Annotated in this window: 19 protein-coding genes; 7 read left to right on the top strand and 12 right to left on the bottom strand. The window is 71.0% G+C overall.

The annotated features are described in order from the left end of the window. Positions 1-51 precede the first annotated feature (51 nt). The 3 genes from ABZ848_RS28600 (at position 52) to ABZ848_RS28590 (ending at position 3,887) form a co-directional block, all read left to right on the top strand. The gene (locus ABZ848_RS28600; RefSeq protein ID WP_360836477.1) at positions 52-969 is read left to right on the top strand and encodes a LysR family transcriptional regulator; all 918 of its coding nucleotides are present in this window, start codon (positions 52-54) and stop codon (positions 967-969) included. 342 nt (positions 970-1,311) lie between these two features. Further along, positions 1,312-3,111 (top strand): glycoside hydrolase family 3 protein, encoded by a 1,800-nt coding sequence (locus ABZ848_RS28595; protein WP_360836475.1) that lies wholly within the window; start codon positions 1,312-1,314, stop codon positions 3,109-3,111. A gap of 140 nt (positions 3,112-3,251) precedes the next feature. Then, positions 3,252-3,887, top strand: a complete 636-nt coding sequence (locus ABZ848_RS28590; protein WP_360836474.1) for a hypothetical protein — start codon at positions 3,252-3,254, stop codon at positions 3,885-3,887. Positions 3,888-3,922: 35 nt separating this feature from the next. On the opposite strand, the gene ABZ848_RS28585 is transcribed toward ABZ848_RS28590, so the two are convergent. From ABZ848_RS28585 to ABZ848_RS28565, 5 genes are all read right to left on the bottom strand, one after another. Next, positions 3,923-5,353, bottom strand: coding sequence for a S28 family serine protease (locus ABZ848_RS28585; protein WP_360836472.1), 1,431 nt, complete (start codon positions 5,351-5,353; stop codon positions 3,923-3,925). A gap of 99 nt (positions 5,354-5,452) precedes the next feature. Continuing rightward, positions 5,453-5,845, bottom strand: coding sequence for a hypothetical protein (locus ABZ848_RS28580; protein ID WP_360836470.1), 393 nt, complete (start codon positions 5,843-5,845; stop codon positions 5,453-5,455). Between the two features lie 78 nt (positions 5,846-5,923). Beyond that, on the bottom strand, positions 5,924-9,655 hold the full coding sequence (locus tag ABZ848_RS28575; protein ID WP_360836468.1) for an ABC transporter ATP-binding protein: 3,732 nt from the start codon (positions 9,653-9,655) through the stop codon (positions 5,924-5,926). 101 nt (positions 9,656-9,756) lie between these two features. Next, the gene (locus ABZ848_RS28570; protein ID WP_360836466.1) at positions 9,757-10,791 is read right to left on the bottom strand and encodes an esterase-like activity of phytase family protein; all 1,035 of its coding nucleotides are present in this window, start codon (positions 10,789-10,791) and stop codon (positions 9,757-9,759) included. 53 nt (positions 10,792-10,844) lie between these two features. Beyond that, complete coding sequence (locus ABZ848_RS28565) at positions 10,845-11,702, bottom strand: serine hydrolase (protein ID WP_360836465.1); 858 nt, start codon at positions 11,700-11,702, stop codon at positions 10,845-10,847. 157 nt (positions 11,703-11,859) lie between these two features. Between ABZ848_RS28565 and ABZ848_RS28560 the strand changes: the two genes are divergently transcribed. Both ABZ848_RS28560 and ABZ848_RS28555 read left to right on the top strand, forming a co-directional pair. Continuing rightward, positions 11,860-14,154, top strand: coding sequence for a glycosyltransferase family 39 protein (locus tag ABZ848_RS28560; RefSeq protein ID WP_360836464.1), 2,295 nt, complete (start codon positions 11,860-11,862; stop codon positions 14,152-14,154). A 146-nt stretch (positions 14,155-14,300) separates the two neighbouring features. After that, positions 14,301-15,125 (top strand): endonuclease, encoded by an 825-nt coding sequence (locus tag ABZ848_RS28555; protein ID WP_360836463.1) that lies wholly within the window; start codon positions 14,301-14,303, stop codon positions 15,123-15,125. Between the two features lie 36 nt (positions 15,126-15,161). Here the strand turns inward: ABZ848_RS28555 and ABZ848_RS28550 are convergent, their stop codons facing one another. The 5 genes from ABZ848_RS28550 to ABZ848_RS28530 all read right to left on the bottom strand — a co-directional run bounded on the left by ABZ848_RS28550 (position 15,162) and on the right by ABZ848_RS28530 (position 22,507). Beyond that, positions 15,162-17,897 (bottom strand): protein kinase, encoded by a 2,736-nt coding sequence (locus ABZ848_RS28550; RefSeq protein ID WP_360836462.1) that lies wholly within the window; start codon positions 17,895-17,897, stop codon positions 15,162-15,164. After that, positions 17,884-18,240, bottom strand: a complete 357-nt coding sequence (locus ABZ848_RS28545; RefSeq protein ID WP_360836460.1) for a hypothetical protein — start codon at positions 18,238-18,240, stop codon at positions 17,884-17,886. Before ABZ848_RS28545 ends, ABZ848_RS28550 begins: the two co-directional genes overlap by 14 nt. A gap of 71 nt (positions 18,241-18,311) precedes the next feature. Beyond that, positions 18,312-19,997, bottom strand: a complete 1,686-nt coding sequence (locus ABZ848_RS28540) for a thiamine pyrophosphate-binding protein (protein WP_360836459.1) — start codon at positions 19,995-19,997, stop codon at positions 18,312-18,314. Beyond that, a complete protein-coding gene (gene speB / locus ABZ848_RS28535) occupies positions 19,994-20,977 on the bottom strand; it encodes an agmatinase (RefSeq protein ID WP_360836457.1) in 984 nt (327 codons plus the stop codon). Before speB ends, ABZ848_RS28540 begins: the two co-directional genes overlap by 4 nt. Before the next feature lie 66 nt (positions 20,978-21,043). After that, positions 21,044-22,507, bottom strand: coding sequence for a sodium:solute symporter (locus tag ABZ848_RS28530; protein ID WP_360836456.1), 1,464 nt, complete (start codon positions 22,505-22,507; stop codon positions 21,044-21,046). A gap of 134 nt (positions 22,508-22,641) precedes the next feature. On the opposite strand from ABZ848_RS28530, the gene ABZ848_RS28525 reads away from it, so the two are divergent. Next, positions 22,642-24,207, top strand: a complete 1,566-nt coding sequence (locus tag ABZ848_RS28525) for a PucR family transcriptional regulator ligand-binding domain-containing protein (protein WP_360836454.1) — start codon at positions 22,642-22,644, stop codon at positions 24,205-24,207. Between the two features lie 92 nt (positions 24,208-24,299). Further along, positions 24,300-25,088: a phosphatase gene (locus ABZ848_RS28520; RefSeq protein ID WP_360836452.1), complete on the top strand. Its 789-nt coding sequence runs from the start codon at positions 24,300-24,302 to the stop codon at positions 25,086-25,088. Here ABZ848_RS28520 and ABZ848_RS28515 read toward each other — a convergent pair. Both ABZ848_RS28515 and ABZ848_RS28510 read right to left on the bottom strand, forming a co-directional pair. Next, a complete protein-coding gene (locus tag ABZ848_RS28515) occupies positions 25,085-25,756 on the bottom strand; it encodes a maleylpyruvate isomerase N-terminal domain-containing protein (protein WP_360836450.1) in 672 nt (223 codons plus the stop codon). The two genes, ABZ848_RS28520 and ABZ848_RS28515, sit on opposite strands and share 4 nt — an antisense overlap. Before the next feature lie 42 nt (positions 25,757-25,798). After that, on the bottom strand, positions 25,799-26,767 hold the full coding sequence (locus ABZ848_RS28510; protein ID WP_360836448.1) for a cation diffusion facilitator family transporter: 969 nt from the start codon (positions 26,765-26,767) through the stop codon (positions 25,799-25,801). Positions 26,768-26,770 lie beyond the last annotated feature (3 nt).

Below are 26,770 nucleotides of genomic sequence, written 5' to 3'. Positions count from 1 at the left end.
CCGCTCGCAGTCCCCCTCGGATGAAGCAGCGCCGATCGGTCAGGAGCTTCCGTGCTTGATCTCCAGCGTCTCCGCGCCCTGCACGCCGTCTCCGTCCACGGCACCGTCGGGGCGGCCGCCGCCGCGCTCGGGTACACGCCCTCCGCCGTGTCGCAGCAGATCGCCAAGCTGGAGCGGGAGACCCGGACCGTGCTGCTTGAGCGGGAGGGACGCGGGGTCCGGCTCACCCCGGAGGCCCATCAACTCGTCGACACCGCGAAGGAGTTGCTGGCCATCGTCGAGCGGGCCGAGATCGAGATGGAGGAGCGGCGCGGAGTGCCCTCGGGGCGGTTGAGCGTCGCCGCGTTCGCGTCCGCCGCGCGCGGGCTGATGCCCGCCGTGCTCGCCGATCTGGCCGTACGGCACCCCGCCCTCGACGCCCGGCTCACCGAGGTCGACCCGCATCTGTCCGTGGATCTCGTCGCCAAGGGGGCCGTCGACCTGGCCGTCGTGCACGACTGGGACGTGGCTCCGCTGTCCGTGCCGGCCGGTGTCGGGCAGGCGGAGATCGGCGACGACCACAGCACCCTGCTCGTACCCGCCGGGCACGCCTTCGCCGGGCGGGAGTCGGTGCGGCGGGAGGAGCTGGGCGGGCAGCGGTGGGTGTGCCAGCCGCCGGGGCGGGTCTGCCACGACTGGCTGGTGCGGACGATGCGCGCCGCCGGGCACGAGCCGGAGATCGTGCACCAGGCCGACGAGAACCCGACTCTCGTGGCGCTGGTCGCGGGCGGGCTCGGCGTGTGCCTGGTGCCCCGGCTCGGGCGGGGGCCGCTGCCGGACGGGGTGGCCGAAGTACGGCTCGACCCGACCCCGGTACGGCGGCTGTACGCCTTGTGGCGCAAAGGAGCCGCCCGTCGTCCGGCAATCGCAGAGGCCGTACGCACCTTGCAGGAGCAGTGGCCGAAGGTCGCGGCACAGCCGTCCCGTTGACCCCTCCGGCACCGACTTCCGGGATTCGCCGGGAACGCGGGAACCCTCCCCCCGTACGGTTCGTCCAACCCGCAAGCTGCCGGATGAGTCTCCGCCGTGCGGTGTCGGCCCTCGCTGCTGGCTGCGATCGCTGACCTACCCTCTCCGCCGTACTGCGGCCGGCAGCACAGCCGCCATCGGCGCGCCCCCCTCCAACAGCGCCGATGGCGGCCCCTCTTCGGCCACGCCGGTGCGTGCGCGCTCCCTTGACTGGCAGAAACTTCCCGGATATTGCTTCCCCGACGGAAGTTTCCTTCAGCGGATCACTCAGGATCACTCCGGATCACTCCGGGAGGAGCGCACGTGCCCACCAGACGTACCGTCCTCGCCGCCGGCGCAGGCGTCACCGCCGCTCTGGCCGTCGGCAGCACCGGCGCCGACGCCGCCGGCACCCCCGACGACAAGAAGCTCCGCTCGCTCATCTCCCGGATGACCCTGGAGGAGAAGGTCGGCCAGCTCTTCGTCATGCGGGTGTACGGCGACTCCGCCACCGACCCCGCCCAGGCCGACGTCGACGCCAATCTGAAGGAGATCGGCGTCCGCACGGCGGCCGAGCTGATCGCGAAGTACCGCGTGGGCGGCATCATCTACTTCACCTGGGCGCACAACACCGAGAACCCGCACCAGATCGCCGACCTGTCCAACGGCGTTCAGCGCGCCTCGCTCACCCAGCCGCGCGGGCTGCCGCTGCTCGTCACCACCGACCAGGAGCACGGGATAGTGTGCCGCGTCGGCAAGCCCGCCACCCTCTTCCCGGGCGCCATGGCGATGGGCGCCGGCGGCTCCCGCACCGACGCCCGCACCCTCGGCCGTATCTCGGGCGCCGAGCTGCGCGCGATCGGGATCAACCAGGACTACTCCCCCGACGCGGACGTGAACATCAACCCGGCCAACCCGGTCATCGGCGTCCGCTCCTTCGGCGCCGACCCGGACGCGGTGGCCGCCCTGGTCGCCGCCGAGGTCGCCGGCTACCAGCGCTCCTCCGTCGCCGCCACCGCCAAGCACTTCCCGGGGCACGGCGACACGGCCGTCGACAGCCACTACGGCTTCCCGGTCATCACCCACACCCGCGAGGTGTGGGAGAAGCTGGACGCGGTCCCCTTCCGGGCCGCGATCAAGGCCGGGATCGGCTCGATCATGACCGCTCACATCCAGTTCCCGGCCCTGGACGACTCCGGCGACCCGGCCACCCTCTCCCACCCGATCCTCACCGGCATCCTGCGCGGCGAACTCGGTTACGACGGGGTCGTGGTGACCGACTCCCTGGGCATGGAGGGCGTACGGACCAAGTACGGCGACGACCGCGTGCCCGTGCTCGCCCTCAAGGCCGGCGTCGACCAGCTCCTCAACCCGCCCGACCTCGCCACCGCCTGGAACGCCGTCCTGAAGGCCGTACAGGGTGGGGAGTTGACCGAGGCGCGGCTCGACGAGTCGATCCTGCGGATCCTGCGGCTGAAGGCGCGGCTCGGTCTCTTCGAGAAGCCGTACGTCAGCCGGGCGGGCGTCGACCGCGTGGTCGGCGCGGACGCGCACCTCGCCGCCGCCGACCGGATCGCCGAGCGGACCACGACTCTGCTGGTCAACAAGGGGAAGGTGCTGCCGCTGTCCCGGCGGACGCAGAAGAAGGTGCTGGTCGTGGGCGCCGATCCGGCCTCCCCGTCCGGCACGACCGGCCCGCCGACGGGCGTCCTCGCGACCGCGCTCACCGAACTCGGCTTCACCGCGACGGCGTTGAGCACCGGCACGGCCCCGTCCGCCGCCACCATCGCCAAGGCCGTCGCGGCGGCCCAGGACGCGGACGCGGTCGTCATCGGGACCTACAACGTCACCGCGGGCAGCTCCCAGAAGACGCTCGCCGAGCAGCTGGTGGCGACCGGCAAGCCGGTGATCGCGGTCGCCGTCCGCAACCCGTACGACGTGGCACAACTCCCTTCCGTCCCGGCCCACTTGGCGTCATACTCCTGGACCGACGTCGAGCTGCGCGCCGCCGCGCGCGTGATCGCCGGGAAGGTGGCGCCGCGCGGGAAGCTGCCGGTGCCGGTGCAGCGGGCCGACGACCCGGCCCAGGTGCTGTACCCCATCGGTTACGGGCTGTCGTACTAGAGGTGACGTAGGGGTCGTACGCCACACAACGGGCGTACGACCCCCAAAGTGCTCAAAGCATCCCGCGCGTCTGGCGTGCGCCCGCTGTGGCGGGTCACGCTGGATGCGGGTCATCTGGGGAGGTGCCCGGGGGGATTGCGATGCGTGAGAGATGTTCCGCGGGGGTGGTCTGCGCACTGCTGGTACTGGTCGCCGTCCTGCTGACCGGCTGCCAGGCCTTCTCGTCGGCGGCGGAGAAGGACGACGAGCCCACCTCGACGCCCGCAGCCACCTCGACACAGTCCTCGGGCTACGGGGCCGTGTTCCTCGCGGTCGACGAGTGCAGTTCGTTCGGTACGACGAGCTTCACCGAGGTGCCCTGCACCAGCGAGCGGGCGGCGGCGCGGGTGATCGCGCGCTACGACGGCCAGGTGGCCAAGGGTCCGCTGTGCCCGGCGACCACGGACTTCGTGCTGCACATCAGCGAGCAGAACCCGTCCTCCGACGAGGACGGCGACGGCACGGTGCCGCAGGGCTACGCCTGTATGCGCAACCTGGAGCCACCGCACCCCGGCGACCCGGGCGGCGGAGGCGGCCCGCGCACGATCGTCGGCGACTGCGTCTACGGCTCCGGCAACGGCCAGGTCCGCGAGACCGCGTGCGACGGCAGCGGGAAGCGGAAGCCGCAGTACAAGGTGGTGAAGGCGGTGGCCAAGCGGTCGCTGTGCCCGACGGGGACCGCGCTGTACGTACGACTGAAGGGCGATGAGCCGGTGGGCTGCGCCCGGCCGGTGTGACCCGATTCGGTCAACGGCCGGGCGCAGCAAGGAGGTTACGGCCGCAGAGCGGGCTCGCGCTCCACGTCACGGACGTCCAGCTTCGTGTCGTACTTCGCGAGCGGCTTCGCCTGGGCCACGGCGGAGGACGACAGGCCCGCCCACTCGAGGATGCGGGCCGTGGCGAGCGCCTTCTGGTCGGCGACCAGGCCGGCGACGTTCGCGCCGTGGTTCAGGCCGGGCGCGGTGAAGACGTACGCGTCCTTCGAGCCCTTCCCGACGCTGAAGCGCTCCGCGCCCCACGGGTCGTTCTGGCCGTACACGAAGAGCATGTGGTGGGCGTTGTGCTTCACCCACGTGTCGACGTCGCGCATCGCGTACGGCTGGAACTTCATCGGGATCGACCGCGGCACGAAGTTCCGCGGCGGCTGGTAGCCGTACCGGATGTACTTCTTCTCGATGTACGGGAAGTGGATGGTGGGCGCGCCGAGCTGGGTGCCCGCCTGGTAGTAGTACGGCGTGTACGGCTCCAGGCCCTGGTCGGTGTAGAAGGAGAAACCGGAGATCGTGTCGACGGAGTTCCAGATGTCGTCGTCGCTCGCGGTCTTCGCGTCCGCCGGGATGGTGGCGCAGTCGGCGAGCAGGCTGTACTGCCAGAAGCCCCAGACGTAGTCGAGGACGACGGCCTCGTAGGCGCGGTCGAGGCTGCCGATGGTGTCGAAGGTGAAGCCGTTCTCCGCCGCGTAGGCCGCGTACTTCTTCTCCAGCGGCTCCCGGCGCACGAGCGCCTCGCGCTGCACCGCGTCCAGCCGGTCGCGGCACTCCTTGGTGCCGACCTTGGTGAAGAAGCGGTCGTAGGCGGAGTCCTCGTCGTTGACGACGTCGTTCGGGGCGACGTAGGCGACGACCCCGTCCATGTCCTTCGGGTAGAAGCGCTCGTAGTAGGTGGCGGTCATGCCGCCCTTGGAGCCGCCCGTGGAGATCCAGTTCTTGGTGTAGATCTTCTTCAGCGCCTTGAAGATGCGGTGCTGGTCGCCGGCGGCCTGCCAGATGTCCAGCTTGGACCAGTCGGCCGGGTCGGGCCGGGACGGCGTGAAGAAGCGGTACTCCATGGAAACCTGGTTGCCGTCCACGATCTGGGTCGGCTCACGGCGGCTCGGGTTGGTGGAGACGTTGTAGCCGCCGGTGTAGAAGACCGTCGGGCGGCTGACGTCCTTGTGCAGCACGGTGATCCGCTGCTGGAAGGTGCCCTTGGACGGGTGCCGGTGGTCGACCGGCTGGGTGTAGTCGAGGACGAAGAAGCGGTAACCGGTGTACGGCTTCTCCTCGATCAGGCTCATCCCGGGTATCGCGAGCAGCTGATCCTTGATGTCGGTCGCGGCTTTGGTGCCGGTGGCCTCCGGCTGGGCGGCGGTGGCCGCCCCGGCCGTGCTCAAGGTGCCTATGAACACGGTGAACGCCAGCAGCCATCTGAGCGCCTTGCGCATGCACACTCCCCTGTGAGTACAGATGTCCGCCGGACGCTAGCGGGGCAACATGCACATGCAAAAGGGGAGTTCGAGAAATACCTGTAGGAAACCTGTGGCTCAGCAGAGGATCCAGCCGGAGCTCACCTTGCCGGACCCCACGGAGCCCTTGATCCGCACGCAGCGGTGTCCGGCGTGCACGGTGATGGGTCCCGCGTGGTGGCTGTACCGCCCCTTGTCGACGACCGGGCGGTTGCCGCGGGCCTGGACGCTGACCGACATGGAGCGCTTGGTGGACGAGGAGTGCTTGGGGAAGGTGACGGCGCAGACGTACCCGTTGGCCTTGTAGACCTCCACGTTGCCGGTGGAGAACGGCAGGTCCTTCACCTTGCGTCCGGGGCAGTACGAGTCGGCCGCCTGCGCACTGCCCGGCGCGGCGAGCGCGAGCAGTCCGGAGGTGGTGAGCACGGCCATGCCGAGCGCGATCCGGCGTCGTATCGCAACACTGTCCACTGTCGTCCCTCCCGTGCAGCCGTCAGAAAGCGTACGGCTGTACGGACGCACGACGTATGTCGGACGGTTGCACGCCCGTCAACGCGAGACGCCGACCGGCTCCTCCGTGTCCGGCGCCCCCACGAAGGTCCGCCACAACCCGGCGTACCGCCCGTCCAGCGCGAGCAGTTCGTCGTGCGTGCCGTCCTCGACGACCCGGCCGTGATCCATGACCACGACCCGGTCGGCGCGGGCCGCCGTGGTCAGGCGGTGGGCTACGACGAGGGTGGTGCGGCGGCCCGTCAGGCGGTCGGTGGCCTGGTTGACCTGGGCTTCCGTGGCCAGGTCCAGGGCGGCGGTCGCCTCGTCGAGGAGGAGGATGTCGGGGTCGACCAGTTCGGCGCGGGCCAGGGCGATGAGCTGGCGCTGGCCCGCGGAGAGGTTGCGGCCGCGCTCGGCGACCTCGTGGAGGTAGCCGCCGTCGAGGGTGGCGATCATCTCGTGCGCGCCGACCGCGCGGGCCGCCGCCTCCACCTCGGCGTCGGTCGCGTCCGGGCGGCCGTAGGCGATGGCGTCGCGGACGGTGCCCTGGAAGAGGTACGCCTCCTGCGGGACGACGCCGAGCCGATGGCGGTACGAGGTGATGTCGAGGGCGCGGAGGTCGGTGCCGTCGACCGTGACCCGGCCGCCGGTGGGGTCGTAGAACCGCGCCACCAGCTTGACGAGGGTGGACTTCCCGGCGCCGGTCTCACCGACGAACGCGACCGTCTGCCCGGCCGGGATCCTCAACTCGATCCCGCCTAGCGCCTCTTCGTCGTCCCCGTACGCGAAGTGCACGTCCTCGAAGGCCACTTCGCCCCGCAGGGAGAGCACTTCGAGGGGTTCGTCCGCCGCCTTGGTGGAGGTCGGCTCCTGGAGGAGTTCCTGGATGCGGCCGAGCGAGACCGTGGCCTGCTGGTAGCCGTCGAAGACCTGGGAGAGCTGCTGGACCGGCGCGAAGAACAGGTCGATGTAGAGGAGGTAGGCGACCAGCGCGCCGGTGGTGAGCGTGGCGTCGTCGACGCGGCCCGCGCCCGCGATCAGCACGGCCGCGGCGGCCACCGACGACAGCAGCTGCACGAACGGGAAGTAGACCGAGATCAGCCACTGGCCCCGGATACGGGCCTGGCGGTAGCTGTCGCTGCGCTCCGCGAACCGCGCCCCGCCGTCCCGCTCGCGCCGGAAGGCCTGCACGATCCTGAGCCCCGACACCGACTCCTGGAGGTCGGCGTTCACCAACGACACACGCTCACGGGCGAGTTCGTACGCCTTCACGCTCGCCCGGCGGAAGAAGAACGTGCCGACGACCAGCGGCGGCAGCGTCGCGAAGACGACCAGCGCCAGCTGCACGTCGATCACCAGCAGCGCGACCATGATGCCGAAGAAGGTGACGACCGAGACGAACGCGGTGACCAGACCGGTCTGCAGGAACGTGGAGAGGGCGTCGACGTCCGTCGTCATCCTCGTCATGATCCGGCCGGTCAACTCCCGCTCGTAGTAGTCGAGTCCGAGCCGCTGGAGCTGCGCGAAGATCTTCAGGCGCAGGGAGTAGAGGACCCGCTCGCCGGTGCGCCCGGTCATCCGGGTCTCGCCGATCTGCGCCGCCCACTGCACGACCACCGCGACCAGCCCGAGCAGCGCCGCCGCCCAGACCGCGCCGAGCGCCATCGCGGTGACACCCTTGTCGATGCCGTGCCGGATCAGGACGGGCAGCAGCAGACCCATGCCGGCGTCCACCGCGACGAGCCCGAGGCTGACGAGCAGCGGGAGCCCGAAGCCCCGTAGCAGCCGCCCCAGTCCGTACGACTCCTCCGGCCGCACCGCCCGTGCCTCGTCGATGTCCGGGGTGTCCGTCGCCGGGGGCAACGCGTCGACCTGGGCGAGGAGTTCGGGCGTGGCCGGCATGCCCTCCATCGCGGTGTCCCGGGGGACGCGCTCGCCCGCCCACAGCCTCGGAGTGATACCGCGCTCGGCGTCGAACTCGGCGTCCAGCTCGTCCCGTACCGAGGTGTCCTCCTGGGGACAGGCGGGCTGGGAGTGGCCGGGCGAGACGCCGCCGAGCTCGTCCGGGTCGGTGAGCAGGCGGCGGTAGAGGGCCGAGCGCTGCTGGAGCTCCTCGTGGGTGCCGATGTCGGCGAGGCGGCCCGCGTCGAGGACGGCGATGCGGTCGGCGAGGTTCAGGGTGGAGCGGCGGTGGGCGATCAGCAGGGTCGTGCGGCCCCGCATGACCTGCTTGAGGGCCTCGTGGATCTCGTGCTCGACGCGGGCGTCCACCGCGGAGGTGGCGTCGTCGAGGACGAGCAGGCGGGGGTCGGTGAGGATCGCGCGGGCGAGGGCGACGCGCTGGCGCTGGCCGCCGGAGAGGGTGAGGCCGTGCTCGCCGACCTTGGTGTCGTAGCCGTCCGGGAGCTCCTTGATGAAGCGGTCCGCCTGGGCGGCGCGGGCGGCCTGCCGGATCTCCTCCTCGGTCGCGTCGGGACGGCCGTACGCGATGTTGCCCCGGACCGTGTCGGAGAAGAGGAAGGAGTCCTCGGGGACCAGGCCGATCGCGGCCCGCAGCGAGTCGAGGGTGAGCTCGCGGACGTCGTGGCCGCCGACGAGGACGGCACCGTGGGTGACGTCGTAGAAGCGCGGCAGGAGGAGGGAGACCGTGGACTTGCCGGAGCCGGAGGAGCCGACGACGGCGAGGGTCTCGCCCGGGCGGATCTCGAAGCTGAGCCCGTCGAGGACGGGGCGGGTTTTGCCGGGGGCGCCGTCGTAACCGAAGGACACGTCGTCGAACTCGACGGTCGCGGGGGCGTCGGCGGGAAGCTCCTTGGTCCCGTTCGTCATCGAGGGCTCGGTGTCGATGAGCTCCAGGACGCGCTCGGTGCCGGCGCGGGCCTGCTGGCCGACCGTGAGGACCATGGCGAGCATGCGGACCGGGCCGACGAGCTGGGCGAGGTAGGTGGAGAAGGCGACGAAGGTGCCGAGGGTGATGTGCCCGCGGACGGCCAGCCAGCCGCCGAGGGCGAGCATGGCGACCTGGCCGAGGGCGGGGACGGCCTGGAGGGCGGGGGTGTAGGTGGAATTGAGCCGGATGGTGCGCAGGCGCCCGGCGAAGAGCTTCCGCCCCACCTCCCTGAGCTTCCCGGTCTCCTGGTCCTCCTGCCCGAACCCCTTCACCACGCGTACGCCGCTGACGGCGCCGTCGACCACGCCCGCGACGGCGGCGGCCTGGGCCTGCGCGTACCAGGTGGCGGGGTGCAGCTTGGAGCGGCTGCGCTTGGCGATCCACCACAGGGCGGGCGCGACGGCGAGCGCGACCAGGGTGAGCGGCAGCGACAGCCAGGCCATGATCACGAGGGAGATCAGGAAGAGCAGGAGGTTCCCGATGGTCATCGGGAGCATGAAGAGGAGTCCCTGGATCAGCTGGAGGTCGCTGGTGGCGCGGCCGACGACCTGGCCGGTGGACAGCTCGTCCTGGCGGCGCCCGTCGAGCCGGGTGATCGTCCCGAACATCTCGGTCCGCAGGTCGTGCTGGACGTCGAGGGCGAGCCGGCCGCCGTAGTAGCGGCGGATGTAGGTCAGGACGTAGACCACGACGGCGGCGGCCAGCAGCAGCCCGGCCCAGGGGGCCATGTCCCGGCTGTGATCGCCGATGACGTCGTCGATGATCACCTTGGTGACCAGCGGAACCAGCGCCATGACGGCCATACCGCCGAGCGAGGAGCCGAGGGCGAGGAGGACGTCCTTGGGATACCGCCAGGCGTATCCGGCCAGTCGTCGTGCCCATCCCCGTTGCGCTGCCACGCGGGTGCCTTCCGTCAGAAGTCCTGATCTACCGGAAGGCACCAACACGGACGGAACCGGATTTCATCCCTCCGCAACAAAACGTGAGGACCCGGTGACGGTCAGACCCGGACGCGCAGGTAGTAGAAGCGCGTCGTCTGTACCGCGTTCTGGTTGTCGTCGCTGACCAGGAGGACCTTGAAGCGGTCCTTGTCGCGGCCCGTGATCACCATGCCCTCGATGTTGTCGAGGAGCGGGTTGGGCTGCGGCTGCTTGGCGGTGGCGCCGAGGGACGGGCAGGTGGCGATGTCCGTGAGCAGGGTCTTCTTGATCAGGCGGACGCCGGCCTGGCCGGTGAGGTTCTCGATGCCGCTGGTGTCCGTCGCGTGGCGCGGGTCGGCCACGAAGAGGCGGACGGTGTTGCCGACGCCGGAGGTGAAGCCGCGCTCCAGGACGAGCAGGCGGCCGTCGGGGAGGGCCTGGACCTCGGGGACGCCGAGGATGGCCTCGTCGGTGCGGTAGGCGTACTGGGCGCCGAGCCGCCAGTGGTCGTCCTTGGTGCGGTTCCAGGTCTGGAAGCGGACGATGCCGGTGGAGTCGCCGGAGATCGCGTACTCCATCGACGCGAGCAGCGTGTGGCCGCCGGGGAGGAGGGTCAGGCCCTCGAAGGTCTGGTTCGTCGTGGCCCGGCCGGCGGGGGCGACGAGGAGGGAGGAGGGGACCGGGAGGCGGTCGAGGATCTTGCCGTCGGGGCTGTAGCGGCGGATCGACGGCTCGGTCTCGGACGTGATCAGGCGGGTGCCGTCGCGGTCGATGACCAGGCCCTCGCTGTCGAGCGCGGCGCCGTTCTCGTCGGCGAGCGGGACGACCCGCTTCGGCGCGAGCGTCTTCGCGTCCAGGTCGAAGAGGGAGGACCTGTCCTCCAGGGCCGCGAGCGAGCCGTCCTTGTCCACGGCGAGCGCGGAGAAGTTGCCGACGAAGGTGCCGTCGTACGTCGTCTTGTCGAGCGCGTCGGAGAAGCGGTCGATGGAGACGGACGGTGAACAGGCGTGGTCGGCCGACGAGTTGGCGTCGGCGGTGGCGGGCCCGGCGGCGGACAGACAGGTGGCCGCCGCCAGGGCCGCGGTGGTGGTCGCGAGTACGGTTCTCAGGCGCATGGGCGTCACCGTAGGACGGGTCGGTGACGCACGGGAGACCGCCGTGTGAAGCGTCAGCTTGCGGCCAGATCCTTGTGAATTGCCTTTGCGACGCCCTGGATGGTCGTAATGCCGTAGTTCATGGTGCTGTTGTCCCAAGTGAGCACCGAGATCATGTAGTCGTGGCCGCCGCCGGTGAAGGTGCCGACGCTGTGTACCCGCCAGCCGTGCGTGGAGCGTTGCAGCCAGCCGTTCTTGACGTGCCAGGTGACGCCCGAGGGGCGGCCGTACGGGGTGCCCCAGCGCTGGGACGAGATGACCTGGCCCATCAGCTTCAGGATGTAGGCACGGGAGTTGTCGCTCAGCACCGAGTTCTTCGCGGTGATCAGCTTGAGCAGCTTCTGCTCGTCGGTGACGTTGATCTGGGTCAGGCCCCAGTAGCCGTTGGCGCCGGGGACGGTCTTCGTCATGCCGGCCGCACTCAGGAATCCCTTGATCTTCGTCAGGCCCAGCTGCTTCCAGAGCTTGGTCGTCGCGTCGTTGTCCGACTTGGTGATCATGGCCTTGGCGCGGGCGGCCTCGGTGTCGGTCAGGTAGCGGTTGTGCTTCTTCGCGTCCCACAGGAGGGTCGCGAGCACGGTCACCTTCACGACGCTCGCGGAGTCGTAGGAGTTGGTGGCCCGCAGCGAGCAGGTGGTGCCGGTGGAACGGTCGTAGAGGCCGACCGCGACGGTGCCCTTGCGACCCGCGAGGGCGGCGGTGATGTCCTTCTTCAGCTTGGTGGCCAGGGCCGCCTTGGAGGACGTACAGCTGACAGTGGGGGTGGCCGCGGCGGCGGGCACGGCGGCGGCCACCGAGGGTATGAGCACACCGAGGCCCACGGCCCCCGTGGCGAGCGCCCTGGCGCGTCTGGTGGATCTCCGGTGATTCATACCCCTGTTGACACACAGGTTCGGGTGAAAGGTTGTACGCATCAGCGGGCGCATTGGGCAAAGGCTGTCCAACGCGTTACCGCCGCCTTGGCCAATTCACAGGCGGGAGCCAGGTTCGCCACAGCGCGCACCCACCCCCGGTTTGCACGATGCGCTCGTGACGTCTGCCACCGATCCCCACCCCCACGCCCCGACCGTGTCCGCCGACTGGCCCCCGCCCACCCCACCGGCGGCGCCACCGGACAAGGCACCGCGCTGGTCGCTGCCCGCCCTGATCGCGATCCTGGTCCTGGCGGCGGTCCTGTACGCCTGGAACCTGTCCGGCTCCAGCCTGAACACCTTCTACAGCGGAGCCATCTGGGCCGGCACGAAGAGCTGGAAGGCCTGGTTCTTCGGCTCGCTGGACCCGGGCAACTTCATGACCGTCGACAAACCGCCGTTCGCGACGATGGTGATGAGCCTGTCGAGCCGGATCTTCGGCTTCGGCACCTGGCAGATGATGCTGCCGCAGGTGCTGGCAGGACTCGGCGCGATCTGGATCCTGCACGCTTCCGTGAAGCGCGTGTGGGGCCACGGCGCGGCGGCCGTCGCCGCACTGATCTTCGCGCTGACCCCGATCACCGTCGCCATCAACCGCGACAACAACCCCGACACCATCCTGGTGTTCCTCATGGTCGCTGGCGCGGCGCTCGCGCTGCGTGCCACCCGTGACGAGAAGCTGCTGCCGCTGCTCGGCTCGGCCGCCTGCTTCGGCCTCGCCTTCAACACCAAGCTGCTGGCGGGCTGGATCGCCCTCCCGGCCGTCTTCGCGCTCTACCTGTACGCCTCGAAGGCCCCGTGGGTGAAGCGCGCCGTCAACCTGCTGCTGGCCGCGGTGGTCCTCGCCGTCTTCAGCTTCTGGTGGGCGCTCGCCGTCTCCCTGGTGCCCGCCTCCGACCGCCCGTACATCGGCGGCTCCACGGACGGCACCGCCTGGGACCTGATCATGGGTTACGACGGTCTCGGCCGCGTCTTCGGCGGCGAGGGCAACGGTGGCGGCGGAGGCGGGGGCGGCAGCTTCTCCGGCACCGCGGGCCTGGGCCGGATGTTCAACGACATCCTCGGCGGCCAGATCTCCTGGCTGCTGCCGTTCTCCGCGATCGCCCTGATCGGCGGCCTGGTGCTGTGCGGGCGCGCCCCGCGCACCGACCTGAAGCGCATGGGCCTGGTCCTGTGGGGCGGTTGGACCCTGCTCCACTACGTCATCTTCGCGACCGCCCAGGGCACCATGCACCCGTACTACACGACCGCGCTCGCCCCGGGCATCGCGGCGCTGTGCGGCGGCGGTGGCGTGATGCTGCTGGACGCCTACCGCAACGACAAGCGGTGGGCATGGGTGCTGCCGGTCGCGTTCGGCGTCACCGGTATCTGGGCGATCGTGCTGCTGCGCCGGGCCTCCGGCTGGAACACCTGGCTGTGGCCGGTGATCGCCGTGGTCATGGCCCTCGCGATCGCGGGCATGCTCGTCTTCCGCTCGGGCAACAGGGCGCGGCTGTTCACCGTGTCCGTCGCGGCGGCGGCCGTGGCGGCCCTCGCGGGCCCGACGGCGTACGCCGCCTCGCCCGCCTTCGGTTCCTCGACCGGCGGCGGCATGGGCGGCTCGAACCCGACGGCGGGCCCCTCGACGGGCGGCGGCTTCGGCGGCGGACCCGGCGGTGGCGGCACCCGGGGCGGCTTCCCGGGTGGCGGCGAGATGCCGGGCGGCACCCAGCAGGGCGGCCAGAACAGCCAGGCCGGCGGCCAGGCCGAGGGCGGCTTCCCCGGCGGCGGCCAGAACGGTGAACTGCCGGGCGGCGGCGAGATGATGCCGGGCGGCGGGAACGGCGAGCTGCCCCAGGGCGGCACCGGGCAGGCCCCGGGCGGCACGGGCGAAGCCGGCGGTACGGCACCGGGCGGCACCGGCGAGGCGGGCGCGGGCGGCACGGCCCCCGGCGGCGGTACGACCGGTCAGCGCGGCGGCTTCGGCGGCGGTGGCGGGATGGGCGGCGGCGCGTCCAGCGAGCTCATCGCGTATCTGAAGAAGCACCAGGACGGCGCCAAGTGGCTGCTCGCGGTGTCCAACTCGCAGAGCTCCGCGCAGATCGAGCTGAGCGCCCAGGAACCGGTCATCTCCATGTGGGGCTTCACCGGCTCCGACAACGGGATGACGGTCGCCAAGCTCAAGGAGATCGTGAAGAAGGGCGAGCTGCACTACATCCAGATCAGCAGCGGCGGCATGGGCGGCGGGATGGGCGGCAACAACCAGCTCGCCACCGAGGTCGCCAACTGGGTGAAGGCACACGGCACGGCGGTCAAGGAGAGCGCGTACAGCAAGAGTTCGACGTCGGGCTCGACTTCGAGTACGAACTCGAGCTCGACCTCGACCTCCACCACCGCGTCGATCTACCGCCTGGACCCGTCGGACGTCAGCTGACGCACACCGGCACCACGGCACCACAACGGCCCCCGACCACACGGTCGGGGGCCGTTTTTAACGTCCCGTTAACCACCAAGACCTCATGTCCATGTCACCCTCCCTCTTGCCGCCTCCATTCAACCCGCGTAGATGGGACAACCTTTATGCTGGCGACACGCACACGGCTGGCAACACGCACACGGCGCTGGAAGCCGGTGGCGCTGACCACCGCCGCCGTCCTGGTGGGCCTCGCCGCCCCGGCCCTGACCGCGACCCCGGCCGCCGCGACGACGACCGCGTACGACTCGACGTACTACAAGAACGCGATCGGCAAGTCGGGCACGAGCCTCAAGTCGTCCCTGCACACGATCATCAGCGCCAACGTCACCAAGATCTCGTACTCCGCGGTCTGGAACGCGCTGAAGGTCACCGACCAGGACCCGAACAACAGCAACAACGTGATCCTGCTGTACAGCGGTGTCTCCCGCGCCAAGTCCCTCAACGGCGGCGACGTCGGCGACTGGAACCGCGAGCACGTGTGGGCCAAGTCCCACGGCGACTTCGGCGAGGTGACCGGTCCCGGCACCGACCTGCACCACCTGCGCCCGGCGGACGTCCAGGTCAACAGCATCCGCGGCAACCTGGACTTCGACAACGGCGGCAGCACGGTCACGAACGGCGGCGGCAGCCTGGTCGACTCCGACTCCTTCGAGCCGCGCGACGCGGACAAGGGCGACGTGGCCCGCATGATCCTCTACATGGCCGTCCGCTACGAGGGCGACGACGGCTTCGCCGACCTGGAGCCCAACGAGAAGGTCAACAACGGCTCCAACCCCTACATCGGCAAGCTCTCGGTCCTCAAGCAGTGGAACGACGAGGACCCGCCGAGCGCGTTCGAGGAAAAGCGCAACCAGACCATCTACGACACCTACCAGCACAACCGCAACCCGTTCATCGACCACCCGGAGTGGGTGGAGGCGATCTGGTAGTCGGCGCTTCGGGACGCAACTGGGCGGCAGCAACGCTCAGTTGCGTCTGAAGCACACCGTGTAGGCGATCTGCGGGAAGGCGTTGGACCGCCAGGTGGTCCAGCCGTTGGAGCCGCAGTAGGCCGTGTCGTCGTATACGGACACACGGCCGGTGACCACCACGTTGGCCACACTGCACGAGGCCGCCTGGAAGGTGTGCCGCTGCCCGGAGCCGGTCATCAGCAGGCAGGACCCGACCGGGGCACGACCTGCGGCATCGGGGAAGTTCATCGAGAGGCAGTGCACGACGTTCAACTGGCTCCACCGGGTCGTGGTCTTGATGCTCTCCTCGACATTGGCGTACGACTGGCAGCGGGACGTGTCGTCCGTGCCGCTGAGCCGCGCCTTCACGGTGAAGTTGCCCGTGGCGCAGGACTGCCGGTACCAGGCGCTGCCCGCCGAGTTCGGGCCGAAGACACAGTCACCGGCCCGCGCGTGGTAGGCGCTGGTGGCCTGGTACGAGAGGCACAGCACGCGGTCGTAGTAGGCGTTGCTCACGTTGTAGTCGACGTCCGCCGTACCGGAGCACTCCCCCGAGTCCGTGGTGTCGTCGTACGCCTGCACCACCTTGAAGACCCCGCCCGTGCAGCCGGTCTTCCGCAGCACCGGCTTCTCATAGGTGCCCTCGTTGGCAAGGCAGTCGCCGGTCTCCGTCGTCTCCCAGAAACTCGTGGGGCTGGGACTCGGCGTAGGGGTGTCCTCGGGTCCGGTCGTGGGATCGTCCGGTGTCTCGCTGTCGGGTGTCGTCGGATCCGGTTCCGGTTCGGTGTACGAGGACGGGTCCACCGACGGCTGCGTGGAACCGGAGCTCTTGTCGTCCCCCGAGCCGGCGTCGGCGAAGTGGACCGGCAGCCAGATCAGGAGCACCAGGCAGACCAGGGCGAGCAGGGCGCCGAGCGCGCCGCGTGACACCGGCGGGGCGGGTGGCGTCGGTTTCGGGGGCGGTGGGGTGCCGGGTCCTGGGCCCGGGGGCCGGGGCGGCGGCGGGGTGACGGGCGGCCGCTTGACGGCCTCGGTCTGCATGAGGCGGCGCAGCGACTGGTTGCGGGCGTGGATGCCGGGGGCCGCCTTCTCCACCGGCAGATAGGCGCCGGGCTTGAGCGGGCCGGTGGCCGCCGCGCAGATCTCCACCACCCGTGCGGCGGTGGGCCGTTGGTCGGGGTCCTTGGCCAGGCACTGCCGCACGAGGTCCCGGACCTCCTCGTCCAGGGCGTCGAGATCGGGCTCCTCGTGCGCGATGAGGTTGATGACCCCGAGCGGGTCCTCGGCCGCGAAGGCGTCCTTGCCGGTGGCGAGGTGGTAGATCGTGGCGCCCAGCGTGAAGATGTCCGACTTGGCGGTGACCGGCTGCCGTCCCGTCGCCTGCTCCGGGGACCGGTAGGCCGGGGTGCCCAACTGCGTGTTCGTGTGGGTCATCCGGGTGGCCGTGACGGACTTGGCGATGCCGAAGTCGATGACCTTGGGCCCGGTCTCGTCCAGCATGACGTTGGCCGGCTTCAGATCGCGGTGAATGGCGCCGACCGCGTGGATGTCACCGAGTCCCCGGGCCATCCCCGAGGCGATCAGCATCACGTCCCGGGTGGGCAGCGGACCGGCTTCCCTGACCAGTTCGAGCAGGGACGGCCCGCACACATAGGCGGCGGCCAGCCAGGGCGGGTCGGACCAGGGGTCGGCGGCCACCAGTTGCGCCACATGGTTGCCGCGCACCCGCTGGGCGATGTCGACCTCGCGGGCGAAGCGTTTCGCGAACTCCGGGTCCTGGGCGAGGTCGGCGTGCAGCACCTTGACGGCGAGGGGCTGTCCGCCGGGCGTGAACGCCAGGAAGACCCGGCCGGCCCCGCCCTCGCCGAGCCGCGCCTTGAGGACGTACGGGCCGATCTTGCGGGGGTCGACGTCCTTCAGCGGCTCGAAGCGGAACTCGTCTGCGGCCCGCACCGCGGCCTGGCCGCGCACGAACAGGAACTGGTCGGGCCGCCCGCTGTAGTGCAGATCCGGCATCGGCGGAATGCTCACGTCCGGCAGGCTCGTGCCGCGCAGCCGGTTGCGGACGTCGTCGTGCAGGTCGGCCACGGTCGCCCCGAGGGAGTCCTCGGCGTGCGCCTCGCGGACCACCTCCGACAGGAACTTGGTGAAGTAGGTCAGGCCGCCGGGCTTCTCCTCGAAGTACGTCTTCTGGGTGTGCTTGCAGGCGGTCCAGATGTAAGTGCCGGCGCCGCGCGTCGGGCTGGAGCCGTCGGCATGGCCGGTGAGACCGGCGGAGGGTTCGGCGTAGCGGGTGGCGATGCCGGCGCAGCAGCAGTCGAGAACGAAGATCTTCATACGGGCGTTGCTGCGTTCCAGCAGCTCGCGCACCTCGCGGAAGCGGAGCGAGGTCAGCGCCCGCTGCGCGGGGTCCTCGCTGGTGTCGGTGAGGGCGAGCCCGAGGTCGTAACGGCCGCTGTTGCTCGTCAGCAGCTGGCCGTGGCCGACGTAGTAGAACAGCAGCACGTCGTCGACGTCGTCGATCAGCTTGGCGATGTCCCGTAAGACCTTGCTGCTGTCGCGCCGGTCCGCGAAGGAGGTGATGCGCTTCGCGGGCCACTCGGCGGGCCCGGTCAGTACCCGGCGCATCTCCTCCAGGCTCTTGAGCGCCGCCGGCATGGGGCTGCGGTCCTGGAATCCGGCCGTGTACTTCGAGGTGCCCAGCAGGATGGCGCGCGAACGACCGAAGTCGATGTCGTCACGCCGGGTCATCCGGGGCCTCCGCCGGTCCCTCCAGTGCCCTGGCGATCTCCATGACCTCGCGGAGCTTGACCTCGGCGTCGCGCCCGTTCACCCGGATGCGCCGCCCGTCGACCTCCACCTCGATCTCGGTGGTCTGGGCGCCGATCCACAGCTGCAGCGCGGTCACCGCGGCGACGATCGGCCCGCCGGCGGCACACACCACCGACAGGAAGTCCCACACGGTGCCCTGGCTGTTGCGCTCGGGCGGCGGCTCCACGATGCGCACGTCGACGCCCGGGTGCCCGCCCATCCACTCGCGCAGGCCGTCCAGCCGCCCGACGCCGTTCACGTAGACACGTAGTTCGACTGTCATGCTCACTAGCAACTTCCCCCGTAGATGCGCACCGAGACTAGATCGTCACGTGGCGTCAGTCCAGGGGGTGGTCAGTCAAGATGCGTAGGCGCGAACATCCGCAGCACGGCCGGGAGTACGACCACCGACGGCCCCGGCGCCGACAGCGCCTTGGCCAGGTCCGTCTCCAGCGTCTCCGGGGTCGTCCGCACCCCCGGCACCCCGAAGGACTCGGCCAGCGCCACATAGTCCGGCCGGGTCAGTTCCGTTGCCGTCGGCTCGCCGAAGGTGTCCGTCATGTACTCGCGGAGGATGCCGTAGCCGCCGTCGTCGACGATCAGCCAGGTGACGTTCAGGTCGTACTGGCGGGCCGTCGCCAGTTCGGCGATCGAGTACAGGGCGCCGCCGTCGCCGGACACCGCCAGCACGGGCCGTGTCGGATCCGCCGCCGCCGCGCCGAGCGCCGCGGGGAAGCCGTAGCCCAGGCCGCCCGCGCCCTGTGCCGAGTGCATGCGGTTGGGGCCCTTGGCGTCGAAGGCCGACCAGGCCCAGTAGGCGAGGATGGTCATGTCCCAGAAGGACGGGGAGTCGGCGGGGAGGGCCTTGCGGACGGACGCCAACACGTCCTGTTCCAGGGTGAGTTCCTGGCCGGCGATCCGGTCCGCGACGCGGGCCAGCACCTCGCGCACCCGCTCCGGCGCCCCCTCGTCGGCCCGCTCCACCACCGTCTCCAGCAGCGCCTGCAACGCCAGTCGGGCGTCCGCGTGGATACCGAGGGCCGGGTGGTTGGACTCCAGTTTGCCGAGGTCCGCCTCGATCTGGATCACCCGGCCGCGCGGCTTGAACGTGTGGTAGTTCGAGGACAGTTCACCGAGCCCGGAGCCCACCACCAGCAGGACGTCCGCGTCCTCCAGGAAGTCGGTCGTGTGCCGGTCCTCGATCCACGACTGCAGGGACAGCGGATGGTTCCAGGGGAACGCGCCCTTGCCACCGGGCGTCGTGACCACCGGCGCCCGCAGCACCTCCGCCAGCTGCCGCAGCTTGCCGGACGCGTCCGCCCGTACCACTCCCCCGCCCGCGATGATCGCCGGGCGGGCGGCGCGGGAGAGCAAGTCGGCCGCGACGGCGGTGAGTTCGGGGCGCGGGGGCAGGTCCTCGGGGAAGGCGTCGCCGCCCGTGACCACCGGGATCGCGGTCTCGGCCAGGAGGACGTCCTGCGGGATCTCCACCCACACCGGCCCGTGCGGGGCGGTCAGCGCCGACTTCCAGGCCGCCTCGATCGCGGACGGGATCTGGGACTGGGTGCGCACCGTGTGGACGGACTTCACCACGCCACGGAAGGAGGCGGACTGGTCCGGGAGTTCGTGGAGGTAGCCGTGCCGGCCGCCGCCCAGGCCGGCGGAAGGGATCTGACTGCTGATCGCCAGGACGGGGGCCGATGCCGCCGCCGCTTCCTGCAACGCCGCGAGAGACGTCAGCGCGCCCGGCCCCGTCGACAGCAGCAGCGGTGCCGCCTCACCGGTGATCCGGCCGTACGCGTCCGCCGCGAACCCGGCGTTGTTCTCCACCCGCAGCCCGATGTACCGCAGGGACGAGCGGCGCAGGGCGTCGAACATGCCCAGCGCGTGCTGGCCGGGCAGGCCGAAGACGGTCGTCGTGCCGAGGGCGGCGAGTGTCTCCACGACCAGGTCTCCGCCGTTGCGGCCGGGAGGAGGGTTCAGAGCGGCGGAGATCTGCGCCTGGGTCGGGCGGAGTTCCAGGTCGTGGTCGTGGGTCACTTCGCAGCCTTCTCCTGAGCCCTCGCCGCGGCGATCTGGCGGGACATGATCGTGGTCAGTTCGTACGCCGTGTGGGACGCGGCCACCGACGTGATCTCCGCGTGATCGTACGCGGGCGCGACCTCGACGACGTCGGCCGATACGAGGTTGCAGGACGCGAGGCCGCGGAGGATCTCCAGCAGTTCGCGGGAGGTCATGCCGCCCGCCTCCGGCGTGCCCGTGCCGGGCGCGTGGGCCGGGTCCAGGCAGTCGATGTCGATGGAGATGTAGAGGGGGCGGTCGCCGATCCGCTGCCGCAGCTGGTCGGCGACCTCGTCGGCGCCGCGGCGGTAGATGTCCGCCGAGGTGACGATGCCGAAGCCCATCTTCTCGTCGTCGGTGAGGTCCTGCTTGCCGTACAGCGGGCCGCGGGTGCCGACGTGGGAGAGGGCCGAGGTGTCGAGGATGCCCTCCTCGACTGCCCTCCGGAACGGGGTCCCGTGCGTGTACTCCGCGCCGAAGTACGTGTCCCAGGTGTCGAGATGGGCGTCGAAGTGGAGCAGCGCGACCGGGCCGTGCTTCTTCGCGACGGACCTGAGCAGCGGCAGGGCGATGGTGTGGTCGCCGCCCAGGGTCATCAACCGGGCGCCGGTGCCGAGCAGTTCGTCGGCCGCGGCCTCGACCGTCTCGACGGCCTCGTTGATGTTGAACGGGTTCACGGCGATGTCCCCGCCGTCCGCCACCTGCGCCAGCGCGAACGGGGACGCGTCCTGCGCCGGGTTGTAGGGCCGCAGCAGCCGGGACGCCTCGCGGATCGCGTTGCCGCCGAAGCGGGCGCCCGGCCGGTACGAGACGCCGGAGTCGAACGGCACGCCCACGACGGCGACGTCGGCACGGCCGACCTCGTCGAGGCGGGGCAGCCGGGCGAAGGTCGCGGGTCCGGCGTACCGCGGGATGCGGGAGGAGTCGACGGGGCCGCGGGGCGTCTCGTTGCTGCTCATGAGGTAATGCCTTCTTTCCTACGCTTCATCGCGCATGGAGCTATATGTACTACTTCTTGTACGACTCTACTGGGGAGCCGGGACCGGGGCGGCCGTGGCTTCGGGGGCGCCGCGGCCGGCGAGACGCTCGCGCCAGGCGGTCAGGACGGCCGGGTCGGTCGCGGGCGTGAGGAGGGAGACGACCACGTAGGCGGCGAGGGAGGCGAGCAGGCCGTAGTAGACGGGCTCGTTGGCGAGGATGCCGTAACCCGCCATCAGACCGATCACCGCGAGGCCGCCGACGGTCACCGAGGCGAGCGCGCCGTGCACGGTGCCGCGCTTCCACAGCAGTCCGCCGAGGATCGGGACGAGCAGCCCGCCGACGAGCAGGTTGTACGCCACCGTCAGCGCCTCGACGACGTTGTTGAGGGCGATCGCCGTACCGATCACGGCGAGGCCCATGACCAGGATGAACAGCCGGTTGTCCTTGACCTCGTCGTGCTCTCCGTCGGACCTGCGCACGGCTCCCCGCAGCCGGGACCAGATGTCGTTGTTGGCCACGGTGGCGCAGGCGATCAGCGCGCCGGAGGAGGTCGACATCACGGCGGCGAGCGCGGCGGCCAGCACCAATCCCCTGACACCGACGGGGAGTTCGTCCTTGACGATGGTCGCGAAGGCGTCGTCCGGGCTGCCGAGCTTGGGGTACAGCACCCGGGCCGCCGTACCGATGACGGCACCGGCGAGGGCGTACGCGAGACAGTAGGTGCCCGCGACCGTGCCGCCCCACTTCGCCGTCCGGTCGCTGCGGGCCGTGAACACGCGCTGCCAGATGTCCTGGCCGATGAGCATGCCGAACGTGTAGATCAGGACGTACGTGAAGATCGTCTCGCCGCCGATGCCCAGCGGGTCGAAGTACTCGGTCGGCAGCTTGGCCTTCATCTCGGAGAAGCCGCCGGCCTTGACCACCGCGATCGGAAGCAGGAGCAGGAGCACGCCGATCGTCTTGACGACGAACTGCACCATGTCGGTCAGGGTGATCGACCACATGCCGCCGAGCGTCGAGTACGCGACGACGATCGAGCCACCGAGGATGATCGCGACGGTCCGGTTCATGTCGAAGAGGACGTCGAAGATGGTGGCGTACGCGATGGTGGACGTCACCGCGAGCATGAGGGTGTACGCCCACATGACCACGCCGGAGATGACGCCGGCCCGGCCGCCGTAGCGGAGGTCCAGCATCTCGGAGACGGTGTAGACCTTCAGGCGGGCGATGCGGGCGGAGAAGAAGACGGAGAGGGCGAGCAGGCCGAGGCCGATGGTGAAGACCATCCAGGCGCCGGAGAGGCCGTACTGGTACCCCAGTCCCACGCCGCCGATGGTGGACGCGCCGCCGAGGACGATCGCGGCCATGGTGCCGGAGTACATGGCGGGGCCGAGGCGGCGCCCGGCGACCAGGAAGTCGCTCTTCGACTTGGCGCGGCGCATGCCCCACCAGCCCATGGCCAGCATGCCGGCCAGATAGACGACGATCACTGTGTAGTCGACGGCCATGGGACAGGCCTCCTTCACTTGAAGTCGCAGTGGGTTCGCCGGCGGGTGTGGGGACGACACTAGGTGGCCGGAAAGCGACTGCGAAGTGTACGTTTCATCCATTCGGGCCGTACGGGCTGGAGGGAACGCACACCATGCCGGAACCCACTGTTCCCCCTACTCCACCGGTGCCCCTCGCGGCGCTCCTGGCCCGTGAGGACCTGGCCCTGCGGCAGATCGCGGGCCCCGTCGACCCCGGCATCGTCATCCACTGGGCGCACACCTCGGAGATGGCCGACCCGTACCCGTATCTGCTGGGCGGCGAGCTGCTGCTGACGGCCGGGGTGCACATCACGGAGGCGGCGGGCTCGGGCACGTACTTCGACGACTACGTCTCGCGGATCGTGGCGGCGGGCGGCGCGGCGCTGGGCTTCGGGGTGGCACCGGTGCACGACACGGTGCCGCGGGCGCTGGTGGCGGCCTGCGACGCGTACGAGCTGCCGCTGATCGAGGTGCCCGAGCAGACGACCTTCTCGGGCGTGGCCCGCGCGGTCTGGCAGCTGATGGCCCAGGCGCGCCTCGCCGAGCTCCGCCGTGTGACGGAGGCCCAGCAGAGCCTCGCCGCGGCGGCCTCCCGCCCGGACCCGGTGCCGTCGGTGCTGCGGCAGCTGGCCCAGCGGGTGGGGGGACGGGCGGTGCTGTACGGCCCGGAGGGTGTGGAGGTCGCGGCGGCGGGCCGCGTCCCGGAAGGGGCGGGCATCCGCGACTCCTTGGCCGAACTCGCCGAGGTGGTACGCCCGTCGGGCCCGGGCACTCCCACCTCCGCGACCGACGCGGCGGCCGGCACCCACCTCGCCGCCTACGCCCTGGGCGCGGGCCAGGGCTTCGTCCTGGGCGTGGCGTCCCCGCACCGCGAACCGGGCGACCACACGATCGCGTCGGTGGCGGCGGTCCTGCTCTCACTGCTGACCGGCGAGCACCAGAGCGGCACGGGGGCGGCACGGTCCTCGGCGCTGGTACGGGTGCTGCTGGGGGCGAGTCCGGAGGAGGTGGCCCCGCTGCTGGGCACGGGCGGGGGTGGGGGCGGTGCGGACCGCTGGCTGGTGGTGCACGCGCGACCGGAGACGCACGCGCCGGACAGGAGGGCCGCCGCCCCGTATGCGCCCGGCGCGAGGTCCGCCGACCCGGCCGTCGCCCGCCCTTCGTCACCTCCGGACCCGGTGTCCGCCTCCGCCCTCGGCGCGGCCCTCGGCTCGCCCCTCGTGGACCTCTCCGGTGACATCGTCCGGGTGCTGCTGCCCGCCGACCGCGAGCCCGCCCCTCCCCCCGGCTGGGTCCTCGGCGTAAGCGCGCCCGTCGGCCCCGATGCCTGGGTGTCCGCCGATGCTCAGGCCGGGCGGGCGCTGGCGCGGGCGCGGGCCACTCGGGTCGCCGTCGTCCGGCACGGGGAGCGGGCCGGGCTCACCGAACTCGTAGGTGCCGAGGAGGCCGCCGCGCACGCCCGTGCCCTGCTCGCGCCGATCGCCGACACCCCCGCGCTCGCCGAGACCCTGCGCACCTGGCTCTCGCTGCACGGGAGTTGGGACCGTACGGCCGTCGCGCTGTCCGTGCACCGCAACACCGTCCGCCAGCGGATCGCCCGTTGCGCGGCGCTGCTCGACACCGACCTCGACGACCCCGACGTACGCATGGAGTTGTGGTTCGCCCTGCGGCAGCAATAGGTACCGCGGCTCATCACCATGAGTACGTGACCCACGTCGCAGCGTCCGGGACGCCAGGGACGTGCGCGGTCCGCTGCCTCACAATGGGTTTCATGCCGATACCCGGGACCCCCAGCCGCGCCGAGCTCGTCGACCACCTCGTACGGACCCGCATCGCGGGCGACGTCGCGACGCCCCGCGAGAACAACCTGAACCACTACCGCAAGCTCGCGAACGGCGACCGCCACTACTGGCTCGGCCTGGAGCTCGGTGACCGCTGGAGCGACGAGCAGGACGTGCTCGCGGTGATGGCGGAGCGGGTCGGCGTGAACGACGACCCGGAGTACCGGTACGGCCAGGACACCATCGACCCCGAGCTGACGGTCGCCGCGCTGGAGCGGCTGGCGGGGCGGCTGCGCAAGGCGGCCGAGGGCCGGCAGCGGGTGCTGTTCGCGACCGGCCACCCGGGCGGCCTGCTGGACGTGCACCGCGCGACGGCGGCCGCACTGCGGACGGCCGGCTGCGAGATCGTCGTCATCCCGGAGGGGCTGCAGACGGACGAGGGTTACGTCATGCAGTTCGCGGACGTGGCGGTCCTGGAGCACGGCGCCACGCTCTGGCACACCCACTCGGGCGAGCCGATGAAGGCCATCCTGACGGGCCTCGAACGCAAGGGCCGCCCCCTGCCGGACCTGGTCGTCGCCGACCACGGCTGGGCGGGGTACGCCGGTCAGCACGGCGTCGACTCGGTGGGTTACGCCGACTGCAACGACCCGGCGCTCTTCCTCGCCGAGTCCGAGGGGACCGTACAGGTGACCGTCCCGCTCGACGACCACGTGGTCAGCCCGCGCCACTACGACCCGATGACGGCGTTCCTGCTCGCGGAGGCGGGGCTCGACTAGATCCCGGCGATCGGACCGGGTGCCCGCTCGTCCCGGGCGAGTGCCCGGACCAGTTTGAGCGGGCCGTGGCGGCGGGCCGAGAGGCGGGTGAGCAGGTCGATCACCGGGGCGGTCACGTACTCCGGGAACTCCGGTGTCGGCAGGCCCACGCTGCACGCCAGGTCGTCGCTGTGGACGACGAGTTCGAGCGTGCGGGTGAGCAGCAGGTCGTCGAGTTCGAGGGACCAGTCGCCCCAGGTGGGGATGTGGACGGGCCGCTCGGCGGGGACGTCCGGCAGCATGGCCCGGAGCATGCCCGTCGCCTTGTCGATCTCCTGCCGGAGGGCCGCGTGCCCGTCCGCCGCCGCGGCTTCCCCGCCCTGCCGGATGCGCTCGCCGACGGGTGAGTCGGCGCCGCCGTCCAGCCAGGTCACCCGGTCCAGGTAGTACTCGCGCAGCGGGATCACCGGCTCCGTCGGCACCGGCGCGGCGAGCATCCCCGGCAGGGCGAACTCCTGCCAGAACATGTGCCCGGCGAGCCCCCGCACGGTCCAGTTCCTGAGCACGCTCGGCTTGTCCCACGCCTCGGCGACTGCGGGCTTGGACACCAGCTCGCCCGCGATGCCCGCGGCCACGACGAACGCGTCCCGGATCCGTCCGCCCCGCCAGTTCCACGACTCCTCGGCCATGACGGCATCCAACCGCCCACGGCGGTCGGCCTCAACCGCCTTTCACGGCCAGGGGTTCAGCCCCTCCTCGCGCCGCTGGGCGAACCCCGGCGTCGGATCCAGATACACCCTGCTCACCGCCGGGTACACCTCGCGGATCCGCAGCTCGGCCTGCTCGCAGGCCCACTCGATCTGCGCCGCCGTGGACACGTCCCGGAAGTCCACCTTGGCGGCCACCAGCGCCTCACGCGGCCCCTGCACGAGCGTCGTCAGCTCCAGTACGGCCTCGACGTGCTCGTTCGCCAGCAGCTCGGTCCGGATCCGCTCCCGCATGGCCTTCGGCAGCGGGCGCCCGATGAGCAGCTCGGCGTTGGAGCGGCCCAGCACCCAGGCGACGACGAGCAGCAGCAGACCGATGAGGAGGGAGGCGACGCCGTCCCACACCCCGGAGCCGGTGAGCTGTCCGCCGAGCAGTCCCCCGGCCGCCAGGACCAGGCCGATCAGGGCGGCCGAGTCCTCCAGCACGACGGCCTTCACGGCGGTGTCGGGCGTGTGCCGGAGGTAGAGCTTGAAGGGCGCCTCGAAGCGGTCCGCCTCGCCGCGCGCCTGCCGCAGTCCCGTCCGCAGGGAGTAGCCCTCCAGGAGGAAGGCGACGCCGAGGACGACGTACGAGACGACCGGGTCACCGAGGTCCTCGCCCGCGACGAGGGTGTGGACGCCGTCGTAGATCGAGAAGACCGCGCCTCCGACGAACGTGGCGACGGCGGCCAGCATGGCCCAGATGTAGCGCTCGGGGCCGTAGCCGAGCGGGTGTTCCTCGTCGGCGGGTTTCTCGCTGCGTTTGAGGGCGGTGAGCAGGAGTACCTCGGTGACCGTGTCGGCGACCGAGTGCGCGGCCTCGGAGAGCATCGCGCTGGAACCGCTGATGACGCCGGCGACCGCCTTGGCGAGCGCGATCCCGAGATTGGCGACGGCGGCGACGATCACCGTGAAGGTGCTCTCGCCGCCGCCCTCCTCCGCTGCTGAGGTCATGCC

This window comes from Streptomyces sp. NPDC047081, assembly GCF_040643775.1.
GTDB lineage: Bacteria > Actinomycetota > Actinomycetes > Streptomycetales > Streptomycetaceae > Streptomyces.
The sequence above is the reverse complement of the archived record's forward strand: the minus strand, read 5'-3'. Positions and strand labels throughout refer to the sequence as shown.